This is a genomic window from Nocardioides caricicola, from assembly GCF_039541135.1.
GTDB lineage: Bacteria > Actinomycetota > Actinomycetes > Propionibacteriales > Nocardioidaceae > Nocardioides > Nocardioides caricicola.
Window position 1 is genome coordinate 458,010 of sequence record NZ_BAABFQ010000007.1, and the last position, 12,272, is coordinate 470,281.

At 72.2% G+C, this 12,272-nt stretch carries 18 protein-coding genes; 7 read left to right on the forward strand and 11 right to left on the reverse strand.

Going from position 1 to position 12,272, the window contains the following annotated elements:
* Nucleotides 1-47: 47 nt before the first annotated feature.
* Nucleotides 48-1,109 carry an NAD-dependent epimerase/dehydratase family protein gene (locus tag ABD875_RS16220; protein WP_345179882.1) on the reverse strand — a complete coding sequence of 354 codons (1,062 nt, stop codon included), beginning with the start codon at nt 1,107-1,109 and terminating at the stop codon, nt 48-50.
* A gap of 28 nt (nt 1,110-1,137) precedes the next feature.
* Between ABD875_RS16220 and ABD875_RS16225 the strand changes: the two genes are divergently transcribed.
* Nucleotides 1,138-1,728 carry a nucleoside/nucleotide kinase family protein gene (locus ABD875_RS16225; RefSeq protein WP_345179885.1) on the forward strand — a complete coding sequence of 197 codons (591 nt, stop codon included), beginning with the start codon at nt 1,138-1,140 and terminating at the stop codon, nt 1,726-1,728.
* Here the strand turns inward: ABD875_RS16225 and ABD875_RS16230 are convergent.
* The gene (locus ABD875_RS16230) at nt 1,691-2,509 is read right to left on the reverse strand and encodes an AraC family transcriptional regulator (RefSeq protein WP_345179887.1); all 819 of its coding nucleotides are present in this window, start codon (nt 2,507-2,509) and stop codon (nt 1,691-1,693) included. The genes ABD875_RS16225 and ABD875_RS16230 overlap by 38 nt on opposite strands.
* Before the next feature lie 51 nt (nt 2,510-2,560).
* On the opposite strand from ABD875_RS16230, the gene ABD875_RS16235 reads away from it, so the two are divergent.
* Nucleotides 2,561-3,082 (forward strand): maleylpyruvate isomerase family mycothiol-dependent enzyme, encoded by a 522-nt coding sequence (locus tag ABD875_RS16235; RefSeq protein ID WP_345179890.1) that lies wholly within the window; start codon nt 2,561-2,563, stop codon nt 3,080-3,082.
* Nucleotides 3,083-3,151: 69 nt separating this feature from the next.
* On the opposite strand, the gene ABD875_RS16240 is transcribed toward ABD875_RS16235, so the two are convergent.
* The 9 genes from ABD875_RS16240 to miaA form a co-directional block, all read right to left on the reverse strand.
* A complete protein-coding gene (locus ABD875_RS16240; protein ID WP_345179893.1) occupies nt 3,152-3,928 on the reverse strand; it encodes an SDR family NAD(P)-dependent oxidoreductase in 777 nt (258 codons plus the stop codon).
* A gap of 53 nt (nt 3,929-3,981) precedes the next feature.
* A complete protein-coding gene (gene dapF, locus ABD875_RS16245; RefSeq protein ID WP_345179899.1) occupies nt 3,982-4,770 on the reverse strand; it encodes a diaminopimelate epimerase in 789 nt (262 codons plus the stop codon).
* Complete coding sequence (locus ABD875_RS16250; protein WP_345179901.1) at nt 4,763-5,404, reverse strand: MSMEG_1061 family FMN-dependent PPOX-type flavoprotein; 642 nt, start codon at nt 5,402-5,404, stop codon at nt 4,763-4,765. Before ABD875_RS16250 ends, dapF begins: the two co-directional genes overlap by 8 nt.
* Nucleotides 5,401-5,685, reverse strand: a complete 285-nt coding sequence (locus ABD875_RS16255) for a hypothetical protein (RefSeq protein ID WP_345179906.1) — start codon at nt 5,683-5,685, stop codon at nt 5,401-5,403. The genes ABD875_RS16250 and ABD875_RS16255 overlap by 4 nt, the downstream gene beginning before the upstream one ends.
* A gap of 9 nt (nt 5,686-5,694) precedes the next feature.
* Nucleotides 5,695-7,434, reverse strand: a complete 1,740-nt coding sequence (gene ggt, locus ABD875_RS16260) for a gamma-glutamyltransferase (protein ID WP_345179910.1) — start codon at nt 7,432-7,434, stop codon at nt 5,695-5,697.
* Between the two features lie 16 nt (nt 7,435-7,450).
* Entirely contained in the window at nt 7,451-7,987 is a 537-nt protein-coding gene (locus tag ABD875_RS16265; RefSeq protein WP_345179915.1) for a dihydrofolate reductase family protein, read from the reverse strand.
* Nucleotides 7,984-8,883 carry a helix-turn-helix domain-containing protein gene (locus tag ABD875_RS16270; protein WP_345179918.1) on the reverse strand — a complete coding sequence of 300 codons (900 nt, stop codon included), beginning with the start codon at nt 8,881-8,883 and terminating at the stop codon, nt 7,984-7,986. Before ABD875_RS16270 ends, ABD875_RS16265 begins: the two co-directional genes overlap by 4 nt.
* 156 nt (nt 8,884-9,039) lie before the next feature.
* Complete coding sequence (locus ABD875_RS16275; RefSeq protein ID WP_345179921.1) at nt 9,040-10,092, reverse strand: serine hydrolase domain-containing protein; 1,053 nt, start codon at nt 10,090-10,092, stop codon at nt 9,040-9,042.
* On the reverse strand, nt 10,089-11,006 hold the full coding sequence (gene miaA, locus ABD875_RS16280; RefSeq protein WP_345179927.1) for a tRNA (adenosine(37)-N6)-dimethylallyltransferase MiaA: 918 nt from the start codon (nt 11,004-11,006) through the stop codon (nt 10,089-10,091). Before miaA ends, ABD875_RS16275 begins: the two co-directional genes overlap by 4 nt.
* A gap of 18 nt (nt 11,007-11,024) precedes the next feature.
* On the opposite strand from miaA, the gene ABD875_RS16285 reads away from it, so the two are divergent.
* Genes ABD875_RS16285 through ABD875_RS16305 form a run of 5 tightly spaced genes read left to right on the forward strand, consistent with a single transcriptional unit; the run spans nt 11,025 to nt 12,270 of the window.
* On the forward strand, nt 11,025-11,156 hold the full coding sequence (locus tag ABD875_RS16285) for a hypothetical protein (RefSeq protein WP_345179932.1): 132 nt from the start codon (nt 11,025-11,027) through the stop codon (nt 11,154-11,156).
* On the forward strand, nt 11,156-11,332 hold the full coding sequence (locus ABD875_RS16290) for a hypothetical protein (protein ID WP_345179936.1): 177 nt from the start codon (nt 11,156-11,158) through the stop codon (nt 11,330-11,332). Before ABD875_RS16285 ends, ABD875_RS16290 begins: the two co-directional genes overlap by 1 nt.
* Nucleotides 11,329-11,790 (forward strand): NUDIX hydrolase, encoded by a 462-nt coding sequence (locus ABD875_RS16295; RefSeq protein ID WP_345179940.1) that lies wholly within the window; start codon nt 11,329-11,331, stop codon nt 11,788-11,790. Before ABD875_RS16290 ends, ABD875_RS16295 begins: the two co-directional genes overlap by 4 nt.
* 10 nt (nt 11,791-11,800) lie before the next feature.
* Nucleotides 11,801-12,052, forward strand: a complete 252-nt coding sequence (locus ABD875_RS16300; RefSeq protein WP_345179944.1) for a hypothetical protein — start codon at nt 11,801-11,803, stop codon at nt 12,050-12,052.
* On the forward strand, nt 12,049-12,270 hold the full coding sequence (locus ABD875_RS16305) for a hypothetical protein (protein WP_345179947.1): 222 nt from the start codon (nt 12,049-12,051) through the stop codon (nt 12,268-12,270). Before ABD875_RS16300 ends, ABD875_RS16305 begins: the two co-directional genes overlap by 4 nt.
* Nucleotides 12,271-12,272 lie beyond the last annotated feature (2 nt).

A 12,272-nucleotide genomic window follows, 5' to 3' on the forward strand; every position in this document is an offset into this window, starting at 1 on the left:
GTCCACCAGAGTACGTTCGCGCTCCTGACCAGCGCGAACCCTTAACGTCACGGCAGACGCCGCCGGGCGACCGGACCCTCACGCACCGCGCGCACCAGCCCGTCCGCGATCGTGCGGCGGCGCAGCACCGCGGTCTGGTCGTGGCCGGTCGCGACCATGCCGGCGACCGCTTCCGCGAGCGCCGCGGTGCCGTCGTACGCCGGGCGCCACCCGAGCTCGACGTGGGCGCGGCTCGAGTCGAGCACCGGCACCTGGTGGGCCATGTCGACCCAGCCCGCGTCGACCGGCTGGAGGTGCAGGTGCCAGCTGACCGCGGCCGCCGACCGCAGCAGCGCCGGCGGCACCGGCACCCGGCGGGCGCCGAGCACCTCGGCGATCGCGTCCGCGCCGAGCGCCTCGGCCGCGAGGTTGAAGGGACCGCCGGCACGCTTCTCGACGATCGCGGTGATCGCGGCCGCGAGGTCGTCGGCGTGCACGACCGGGATCACGACGTCCTCGTCCAGCGGCAGCAGGGGCAGCCAGCGGAGCACCGCGGGCGGCACCACCGTCGGCAGGAAGTAGCGCAGCTGGCCGCTGCCGGCCGAGTGCTGCGCGACGATCCCGGGCCGGGTCACGGTGACGACCACGTCGGGGTGCCGGCGGGCGAACTCCTCGACGAGCCGCTCGCCCTCCACCTTGTGCCGGCTGTACGGCGACCCGGCGATCCCGGTCGTCGGCCAGGACTCGTCGACCGCCTGCAGGTCGCGGCGCGGCGCGTAGGCGCCCAGCGACGACTGGTGCACCACGTGCGGCACGCCCGCGTCGGCAGCCGCGGCCAGCACCCTCCGGGTGCCACCGACGCCGACCTCGTGGAGGTAGGTCACGTCGTGCGTGGGCTGGAACCCCCACACCAGGTGCACGACCGCGTCGGCCCCGCGGAACGCGTCGACGAGCCGCGCATGGCAGTCGGTCGAGAGGTCGGCGACCACCCACGCGACGCCCGCCCAGCCCGGCGTCCCGGAAGGCGGCGGCCGGCGTACGACCCCGACGACGTCGTGGTCCGACGCCCGCAGGGCGCGCACCAGCGCCGACCCGACGTTGCCGCTGGCTCCCGTGACGACCACCCTCATGAGGTCGCGGTACCCGTACCGTGTCCGCGTGATCCCTCCCGTCCCTGCAGACATCCGGCTGCTCGGCATCACCGGCTCGCCCGGGGTCGGCAAGAGCACGCTCGCGGCCGCGCTCGGCCTCCCGGTGATCCCCATGGACGGCTTCCACTACGCGGACGTCGAGCTCGAGCGGCGCCGGCTGCTGCACTCGAAGGGGTCCCCGGACACGTTCGACGCGGAGGGGTACGCCGCCCTGCTCCGGCGGGTCAAGGCGTGCGAGTGGAACGTGGTCGCGCCGATGTTCGACCGCGGCCTCGAGCAGCCGCTGGCCGGCGCGATCCCCGTGCCCGCGACCGGGACGGTCGTGACCGAGGGCAACTACCTGCTGCTCAACCAGCCCCGCTGGAGCGCGGTGCGCGCGCAGCTCGACGTGGTGTGGCACCTGGTCGTCGACGACGCGGTCCGCATCGAGCGACTGGTGGCGCGGCACGTCGCGTTCGGCAAGAACCCTGCGCAGGCGCGGGCCTGGGTCGCCCGGGTCGACGAGGCGAACGCCGCGCGGATCGAGGAGGCGGCCCGCCGGGCGGACGTCGTGGTCGACCTCAGCGAGTGGGTTCCGCCGCGAACTCCCCCGGCGTGAGCCCGGTGACCGTGCGGAAGTCGCGGCCGAAGTGGGCCTGGTCGGTGTAGCCGAGGTCGGCGGCGATCCGGGCGAGGTCCCGATCGCTCTCGCGCAGCCGTTCGGCCGCCTCGTGCAGGCGACGCCGCTGGATCAGCCACTTCGGGGAGAGCCCGATCCGCCGGGCCGTCAGCCGCTGCAGGGTGCGCTCGGTGATCGCGAACTTCTCGCAGATCTGGCCGACCCGGTGCACCTCGGTGTCGCCCTCGACGTACTCGACGATCGCGTTGACCAGCAGACCCTCCTCGTCCACCGGCAGGTGCGCGTCGAGCGCGCGCTCGACGGCATCGACACCGGCCTGCTGGCGGTCCGGGTCGTCGGGGTCGTCTCCGATCGCGGCGCGGATCGCGGCGGTGAGCGCCTCGTCGGGGAGCGGGACGGCCTTGTCGGTGAGGGCATCCACGGAGCCGCCGACCAGCGCGACTCCGGCAGCGGGCTGGAGCATCGTGCCGAGCGCCCAGCCGGTGCCGGTGAGCTCCTGGCTGGACAGCCCGCTGGTCGGGCCGACGAGCAGGGCGTACTCGTGGGAGACCACGATCAGGCAGACGGGGTACTGCAGCACCCGCTGCACCGAGGTGTGCCCGTCGGGCAGCGACCAGACCGGCATCCAGTAGCGGCGCACCAGCGGCGCGAGCTCCGGCGACGGCGCGAACCGGTGGATCGGCGGCGTGTACCCGCTCGCGTCGAGCAGGTGCGCGCGCTCTGCCACCTGTCCGGGAGTCGGGTCGATCCGCCGGGTCATGTGTCGGATTCTTACAAGCCCCGCCGACATCGCGCGACGGATGCTGGCGCCATGACCTTCTTCGACGACGCAGCCGACCGCTTCTCCGCCACCGTCTCCGCGACCCCCGACTGGTCCGCCGCCAGCCCGTGCGAGGGCTGGACCGCCGCCGACGTCGTCGACCACGTCGTCGACACCGAGCGCCAGTTCCTCGAGACCCACGGCGCCGAGCTGGGGGCGCGTCCGGAGGGCTCGCCCGACACCATCTGGTCGGCGCACCTGTCCGCCGTACGCGATCGCGTCACCGACGACCTGCGCGCGCGGGAGTACGACGGCTTCTTCGGCCGCACCACGATCGGCGCGACCCTCGACGACTTCTACGGCTTCGACCTGGTCGTCCACGGCTGGGACCTGGGCTCGGCCTCGGGCCAGCCGACGACGTTCACCGACGCCGACATGGACGCGATGGAGCAGGCGTTCGTGGGGTTCGGCGAGCACGCCTACGACGAGGGCGTCTTCAAGCAGCCGGTCGACGCCCCGGAGGACGCCGACCGGCAGACGAAGCTGTTGGCCCGGATGGGTCGCCGGGCCTGAGGTGGATCGGGTCGTCCGCCTCTCACGGGGCTATAGCCACTCCTGAGGCGGACGACCCGATCCCGGCGGCTACTTGGGAGGCATCCGGATGCCGCCGTCGACCCGGATCACCTCGGCGTTCATGTAGCTGTTGGTGATGCACTCGACGACCATGCTGGCCAGCTCGTCCGGCACGCCGAGACGCTTCGGGAACAGCACGCTCTCACCGAGCTTGGCCTTGAAGGCCTCGGAGTCCGGGCCCTCGCCGTAGATCGGGGTGTCGATGAGGCCGGGCGCGACGGTGTTGAGGCGGATGCCCGAGGCGGACAGGTCGCGGGCAACCGGGAGGGTCATGCCGACGACACCGCCCTTGGAGGCGGAGTACGACGCCTGGCCGATCTGGCCGTCGAACGCCGCAACGCTCGCGAGGTTCACGATCGCGCCGCGCTGGCCGTCGGCGTCGGGCTCGTTGCGGCTCATCACGGACGCGGCCTGGCGGACCACGTCGAACGTGCCGATCAGGTTGATCGCGATCACGCGCGTGAACGCGGCGAGGTCGTGGGCGGACTCGATCTGGCCGTCGCGGCCGATGGTGCGCTGCGCCCAGCCGATGCCGGCGGAGTTCACCACCGCGCGCAGCGGCGCGATCTCGGCGGCGGCGTTCACCGCGGCGGTGATCTGGTCGGTCTGGGTGACGTCGACCTGGGCGAAGACGCCCCCGATCTCCTTCGCAAGGGCCTCGCCCTTGTCGGCCTGGAGGTCGGCGACCACGACGATCGCCCCCTTCGCGGCGAGCTGACGGGCGGCGGCGGCGCCGATGCCCGACGCTGCGCCCGTGACGATGGCACTGGCTCCGTTGATGTCCATGGCTCGGAGCATAGCCATGCTCACAGTTCGACTGTCAGCGTGCTGGTCTCCGGCTACAGCGAGGTCGTGCCCCGGGCGACGATCACGGCCGGGCCGGTGAGCAGCACCCGGTCGTCCTCGGTCCAGGTCACGGTGAGCGTGCCGCCCGGCACGTCCACCTGGTACGCCGAGCCCGGCCCGTTGCCGTCGGCGACCGCCGCGGCCACCATCACCGCGCAGGCGCCGGTGCCGCAGGAGCGGGTCTCGCCCGAGCCGCGCTCGTGCACGCGCATCGCGACGTGCCGCTCGCCCCGGCGTACGACGAACTCGACGTTGACGCCGTCGGGGTAGGTGTCGTCGTCGTGCTCGGGCGCCTCGAGCAGGGTCCCGGCGTCGTCGAGCGAGTCGACGAACGCGACCGCGTGCGGGTTGCCCATGTCGACGTGCCGCGCGACCCAGGTGTGTCCCGGGACGCCGACCTTGCTCTCACCCAGCACCTTCGGGGTGCCCATGTCCGCGGTGATCAGGTCGCCGTCGACGGTGAGCACCTTGACGCCGTCGCGGGTCTCGACCGGGATCGGCGAGGTCGCCAGGCCCTCGTCGACGAGGTAGCGCGCGAACACGCGGATCCCGTTGCCGCACATCTCCGAGATCGAGCCGTCGGAGTTGCGGTAGTCCATGAACCAGCCGTCGCCGCGGCGTACGACGCGCAGCACCCCGTCCCCGCCGATGCCGGCGCGCCGGTCGCACAGCGCGCGGACGCGGTCGGCGGACAGGTCACCGTGGATGCTGCCGTCGTGGTCGGGCAGCAGCACGAAGTCGTTCTCGGTGCCGTGGCCCTTGAGGAAGGGGTACTCAGGCATACATCCCCCTCTCGTAGTTCTCCGGCTTGTAGTACTCGTCGAGCTGCTCGAGCGTCATCCCGCTCGGCTCGACCTCGTGGGCGAGCACCGCGCGCCGCGGCACCACGCCGTCCGGGTCCCACGTCTCCGGCTTCCAGATCCCGGAGCGCAGGAACGCCTTCGCGCAGTGGAAGAAGATCTCCTCGATCTCGACGACGACCGCGAGCACCGGCCGGTGGCGCTTGACCACCATCTCGTCGAAGAACGGCGCGTCGGCGACGAGCCGGGCCCGGCCGTTGATGCGCAGCGTGTCGCCACGGCCGGGGATGAGGAAGTTCAGCCCGACGAACGGGTTCTCGATGATGTTCTTGTAGCCGTCGGCCCGCTTGTTGCCCGGACGCTCCGCGAGCGCGATGGTCGTGTCGTCGATGACGTGCACCAGCTGGCCGGCCGGGTCGCCCTTCGGCGAGGCGTCGCAGCGGCCGTCGGCCGACGCCGTGGCCAGCACGCAGAACGGCGACGCCGCCAGCCAGTCCCGGTCGACCGGCAGCAGCGCGGGCCGGTCCTTGTCACGCACCCGTGGGATCGGCTCGCCGAGCAGGTCGACGAGCTCGTCGACGGTGGTGATCTCGGTCCAGGCGGGCGCGGTCGTCACGCCTCAACGGTACCGGCGGTGATGCCCCAGGCCTCCTGGAATTCCACCGCGCTCATCGTGGCGAGCTGGTTCTCCACCTCGAAGTAGGTGGCATGGTCGTCGGCGAACCGCACCACCACCTGGTGGTCGGCCTTCCGACGGACGACGAGGTCACCGGCCGAGGGCGGATGGGACCTGCCGAACAGCAGCGCCTCGGTCAGCGCGCCGACGACGTGCAGCGGACGGGTCCACCGGTGCAGGTGCCGCTCGACCGAGAGCTCGTAGACGTCAGCCGCCTTCATGACCCGATGCTAGCGAGGTCGCACCACGAGCGCCGAGCCTCCGCCACGGCGGTCACGCTCGGCGACCGACGTCAACAGGCGGCCCGGTCCGAACTCGATCCCGGTCGCCGCACCGATCTCCTGGGTGCCGGTGAAGATGTCCTCGTAGGTCTGCACGTCGTGTCCGAGCGCCTCCAGCGCCTCGGCGTACCGGTCGACGAAGCCCGGCTCCGCGAGCACGGCGGCCGTGTTGCGCTGCGTGGCCCGGGGCGCGCGCAGCGCCTGCGGGAGCGTCATGCCGAGGTCGATCCGGTTGAGCAGGATCTGCAGCACCGTCGTGATGATCGTGGAGCCGCCGGGCGAGCCGACCGCGACGAACGGCTTGCCGTCGCGGAGCACGATCGTCGGCGACATCGAGGAGCGGGGCCGCTTGCCCGGCTCGATCCGGTTGGGGTCGGCCTCGTCGTAGACCGGGCTGAAGTCGGTGAGCTCGTTGTTGAGCAGGAAGCCGCGCCCGGGGACCACGATGCCCGAGCCGCCGGTCTGCTCGATGGTGAGCGTGTACTCGACGACGTTGCCCCACCTGTCGGCGACCGTGAGGTTCGTGGTCTCGACGTTCTCCGTGTCCGGGATGTCGCCCGCACCGACCGGCTTGGTCATCGCGCTCCCGGGGTCGATCAGCTCGTCGCGCTCGGCGGCGTACTCGTCGCTCAGCAGGGTGTCCAGCGGCACGTCGACGAAGTCCGGGTCGCCGACGTACGCGCCGCGGTCGGCGAAGGAGAGCGCGCTCGCCTCGAGGTAGAGGTGCAGCGCCTGCTCGGGCGTGGCGCCCGCGAGGTCGTGGTTCTCGAGGATGTTGAGCGCCTCGCCGACCGTGGAGCCGCCCGACGAGGACGGCGCCATGCCGTAGACGTCGAGACCGCGGTATTCGACGTGCGTGGGCGCCCGGTCGATGGTGCGGTAGCCGCGCAGGTCACCGACCGCCAGGAAGCCCTTGGGCACCGGCAGCTGCGTGCTGCTCGTGGTCGGCGGCCGACGTACGGCGCGCACCATCTCGCGAGCGAGGGCGCCGTCGTAGAAGCGGCGCGGGCCGTGGTCGGCGATCAGGTCGTAGGTGTCGGCGAGGTCGGGGTTGCGGAACAGCGAGCCGACCTTCGGGAGCCGGCCGTAGAGCGCGCGGGTGGAGGTGAACGCCCGGAACCGCTCGAGGTTCTGCTTCACCTGGCCGCGGAACGTCGCGTCCACGCGGAAGCCGCGGCGGGCCAGCACCTCGGCGGGCGCGAGCGCCCGGTCGAGCGGGAGCGTGCCCCACCGGCGCAGCGCGCGCTGCCAGGTCGCGAGGGTGCCGGGCACGCCGACCGAGACGCCGCTGGTGACCAGCTCCGGCGAGAAGTTGTACGGCTCGCCCGTCTCGGGGTCGATGAACGCGTCGCGCGGCATCGCGGCCGGTGCGGTCTCGCGGCCGTCGATCGTGCGGACCTTCCCGGTCTCGGCGTCGTAGTAGACGAAGTAGCCGCCACCGCCGATGCCGGCGCTGAACGGCTCGGTGACCCCGAGCGCGGCGGCGGTCGCGACCGCGGCGTCCACGGCGTTGCCACCGGCCTTCAGCACCCGCAGCCCGACGCGGGACGCGTAGGGGTCGACCGAGGTGACCGCGCCGCCGTACCCCTGACGGGTGGGGACCTTGAGGGGTCCGGGGTCGGCGTGCGCCGGCGTGGCCAGGAGGGTGGCGAGCAGGGCGAGCGGTACGGCGATCGCGAGGCGGCGCATACCGGTCGGTGCCCGCTCAGAGCGGGCCGGAAACCGCGTAGCGCGCGCACAGGAACGCGCCGTTGCGGTCGAGCTCCTGCAGCTCGAAGCTCCAGCGCCGCGGGAACAGCGGGCGCCCGGCGCCGAGGGTCACCGGCGCGATGGACAGCACGAGCTCGTCGAGCAGTCCGTGCTCGGCGAGCTGGGCGGCGAGGTCGCCGCCGCCGACCATCCACAGGTCCTTGCCCCCGGCCGCCGCGGCCATCGCGGCGTGCACCTCCGGCACCGGTGCCGACGTGAACGTGATCTCGTCACCGATCGGCTCGAGGTCGCGGTGGGTGAACACCCAGCACGGGATCTCGTACATCCACTTCTCACCGGTCTTCGCCAGGTGGTCCACGAGCCACTCGTACGTCGTCGCGCCCATCGCCATCGCGCCGACGTCCTTGATGAAGTCGTCGTAGTTCATCGGCCCGCCCTCGTCCTGCGGCTGCACGAACAGCCACTCGAGGGAGTCGTGCTCGTCGGCGATGAAGCCGTCGAGCGTGGTCGCGGTGTAGAACGTCGTCTTCACGCGGTGGCCTCCGTACGCCGTCGCAGCCAGTTGATCGGGTCGCCCTCGTCGGGTTCCGCCCCGAGCTCGGTGAGCATCGCGCGGACGCCGAGCCGACGGTGCGCGTCGTACGACAGGACGTGCGCGACGATGCTGCCGAGCACGAAGCTCTCCGGCGGGTCGCAGAGCGCGTCGACGATCCGGTCGTCCCAGGCGCCGCGGCGCTCGACGTCGCGCACCATCTCCAGCCAGCGCGGGGCGACGTCGTCGTGCCGACGCTGCAGCGCCACCACGTCGTCGGGCCGGCCGTCGGGGAAGTCCTCGCCGAGGATCGCGGCCAGCCACACCTCCTTCGTGAACACCAGGCTGGTGAGGACGGCGGCCACGCTGGCCTCCTCGCCCTCCCAGCCGTGCACGCGGGTGCGCACCTCGCGGCGGTAGTCGTCCTCGGACAGCTGCTTGGCCAGGTCGATGACGTAGCGGGTGTCGTCGAGGTCGTGGTGGACCATCAGCTCCAGTGGCTGGCTCATCGTGCTCTCCCCGGTGTGGACCCACAGCGACATGGGCGGGTGGAAGTGGATGCCGTTGGGCGCCGGCAGCCAGTGGCCACCGTCGGTGCGCTCGCTCGGCGGGTGGCCGTAGGCCCGGGCGAAGGCGCGGGCGAAGCCCTCGACGGACTCGTAGCCGGCCGCGAACGCCGCATCGGTGACGCTGCTGCCGTGGCGCAGCTGCCAGGCCGCCCGCTCGAGCATCACCCGCCGCCGCATCGCGACCGGCGGCTCGCCGGCGCCGGCGGACAGCTGGCGGGTGAAGTGGAACGGCGACACGAACGCGCCCTCGGCCATCTCGTCGAGCGTGCGGTGCTGCTCGTCGAGCACCGCGTCGAGCAGCTCGCGCAGCCTGTCCATCCCCGTCATGTCCTCAGTCTGGCGGGGAACCGCCCTCGGCCGCCCGACCGATCTTGCTCAGGTGGTTTCGAGGCTCGTCGCTGGCGCTCCTCGCACCTCAACCACCGGGAGGCGGTGGTTGAGGTGCGAGCGAAGCGAGCCTCGAAACCACCCGACCGATCTTGCTCAGAGCGGTGGTTGAGGTGCGAGCGAAGCGAGCCTCGAAACCAGCGCGTTGGTGAGGCCGTTGCGCTCCAGGTTCCAGCCCGGGCCGCGGCTGCGGTTGGTGACCCAGAAGACGAACGCGTCCTCGGCGGGGGTGCGGGTGACCTCGGCGTACGACAAGCCGTTGCCGCCGTTGTGCCACTGGACCCGGCCGACGGGGCTGTCGAGGACGACCCAGCCGTAGCCGTACCAGGTGTCCGCGTGGGCGCCCTCGCGGACGCGAGGACGGAACAGCTCTCTGAGCTCGTCGCCGTCGAGGGCCCGGCTCCAGCGGAACATGTCGCGCGCCGTCGAGAGGATGCCGCCGTTGCCGCGGAGGTTCCAGTACGGCCCGTCCTCGGCCCACGGGTGGTCGAGCGGCGTCCCGTGGGCGCGGCCACGGGCGTCGTACTCCACCGCGACGTCGGCGCTCTCCCAGTCCGGCAGCACGTAGCCGGTTCTCGTCATCTCGGCCGGCTCGAAGAGGTGGCGTGCCAGGAACTGCTCGTAGCCCTCGCCCGACGCCGACTCGATGATCGCGGCCAGCAGGGTGTAGCCGACGTTGGAGTAGAGGTAACGCGTGCCGGGCGCCGACCGCAGGTCGGACGCGAAGGCCTCGCGGAGGAGGTCGTCTCGCGACAGCGGTTCGTAGTCGTCACCGAGCGAGCCGACGAGTCCGGACGTGTGCGTCAGGAGCTGCTGGATCGTGATCGACCGCATGTCGGGCGGTACGCCGTCGAGGTGGCGGCCAATCCGGTCGCGGACGTCCAGCCGTCCCATCGACTGCAGCTCGACGATCGCGGCCGCCGTGAACTGCTTGGTGACCGAGCCGATGTCGTAGACGGTGTCGCAGTCGCCGCCGCCCCACCCCTCGCAGGCGACGATCTCGCCGCCGACGGCGGTGACCAAGGAGCCGCTCGACGCCATCGGCGGCCCGAGCGGCCCGACCGCCCTGGGCGTGGCCACGACCTCCTCCTCGACCTCGACGCCGCACGCCGACACGAGAAGCAGGCCGACGACCAGCCAGCGCCTCATGCCGGCACCGCCGCCAGCGCCTTGTCGAGCAGCTCCGGGTCGTCGTACCGGATCCAGGTGATCCGCGGGTCCTTGCGGAACCACGAGTCCTGCTTACGGGAGAACCTCCGGGTTGCGATCACCGTGCGCTCGCGGGCCTCGTCGAGGCTGAGCTCGCCGCCGAGGTACGCCGCGACCTCGCGGTAGCCGATCGCCCGCCCGGCGGTGCGGCCTTCGGCGAGGCCCTCGGCCAGCAGCCGCTCGACCTCGGCGACGAACCCGTCGGCGAACATCCGGTCGACGCGCTGCTCGATCCGCGCGTCCAGCGTCGGCCGGTCGATGTCGACGCCGATCTGGACCGTGCGCGGGTCGACGTACTCCATCGTCGGCAACGACGCGGTGAACGGCCGGCCGGTGAGCTCGATGACCTCGAGCGCCCGGACGGTGCGCCGCCCGTTCTCGACGAGGATCCGACCGGCCGCCTCCGGGTCCAGCTCACGGAGCCGGGCGTGCAGGGCCGCAGGCCCGACCGCGGCGAGCTCCTCCTCGAGACGACGGCGTACGGCGTCGTCGGTCCCGGGGAACTCGAAGCGGTCCAGGATCGCGCGGGTGTACAGCGCCGAGCCCCCGACCAGCACCGGCGTCCGGCCGCGGCCCCGGATCTCCGCGATCTCCGCGCGCGCCCAGCCCTGGAACTCCGCGACGGTCGCAGGGTCGCGGACGGTGAGGGTGTCGAGCAGGTGGTGCGGGATGCCGCGCCGCTCGGCCTCGGGGAGCTTCGCCGTGCCGATGTCCATGCCGCGGTAGACCTGCATCGCGTCGGTGTTCACGATCTCGCCGTCGAGGCGCTCGGCGAGGTCGAGCGAGAGACCGGTCTTGCCGGAAGCGGTCGCACCCACCACGGCCACCACCGGCGCGTGTGGGTTGGGTGGCATGTGGTTAGTTTGGCAAACATGAGCGAGACACCGACGCCGCCCGAGCCCCACCACGACGAGCGTGACCCGGAGGGTCCGGCGCGTGACGGCCAGGAGGAGAACGCCGAGACGTCGCTCGACGAGCCGTCCGACGACGCAGGAGGTGCGTGATGAGCGAGTTCGACCTGACTGAAGACATCCAGCCGGAGGAGGAGCCGGACGAGGAGGAGTTCGACGGCACCGAGCCCGGTGCGGACTCCGAGGACACCGGCACCCACTACAACGAGTTCGGCGAGCCGGAGGCGACTCCCCACGACCTCGACACCGACGAGGAGCCCGCGGAGTGACCCACGGTCGCTTCGTCGTCGTGCCGGCGTCCTACGTGCTGCTGATGCGCGACGGCGACACCGGCCCGGAGGTGCTGCTGCAGCTGCGACAGAACACCGGCTACATGGACGACCACTGGGCCGCGGCCGCGGCGGGCCACGTGGAGAAGGGCGAGACGGCGTACGACGCCGCGCACCGCGAGGCGCTCGAGGAGCTCGGCGTGACCGACGTCGAGCTGACGTTCGTCACCGCGATGCAGCGCACGCGGGGCGGCGAGCCGATCGACGAGCGGATCGACTTCTTCTTCACCGCCCGCTCCTGGGCCGGGGAGCCCCGCATCGTCGAGACCGAGAAGGCCGCCGAGCTCCGGTGGTGGGCGCTCGACGCGCTGCCGGACCCGGTGGTGCCGCACGAGCGTGCCGTGTTGGACGGGTTGCGAACGGGTACGGCCACGGCGTACTCCACCTTTGGCTTCTGAGGAGGCGACCATGACGTCCGACGACGACCTCGGCCCGATGCCCGAGCCCGAGATCGAGCCCGGCGAGCCCAACCCCGGCGGCGTCGACGCGCTTCCCGAGAACGGCGACCGCGCGATCCCCGATCCCCCGGTCAGCAGCAACCCGTCGATCGCCGAGAAGGTCCCCGATCCGATGATGGACGAGGTCGAGGAGGGCGAGGACACCTCGACCAAGGCGACGCGGGACGAGGAGCACGACGAGACCGAGGAGTCGCCGGCATGAGCGAGCTCAACCCGGAGACGAACCCGCACGAGGAGCTCCGCGCCTCCAACTCCAACCAGCACGGCGACGACGGAGTCCGCGACACCTCGCCCAAGCACCGCGCGGCGGACGAGGACCCCCCGCCCGAGCAGGCGCCCGGCAGCGTGGAAGAGAACCCGACCGGCATCCCGCCCAAGGCGGGCTACCCGAGCAAGGACCCCCGCTCGAACGGTGGTTGAGG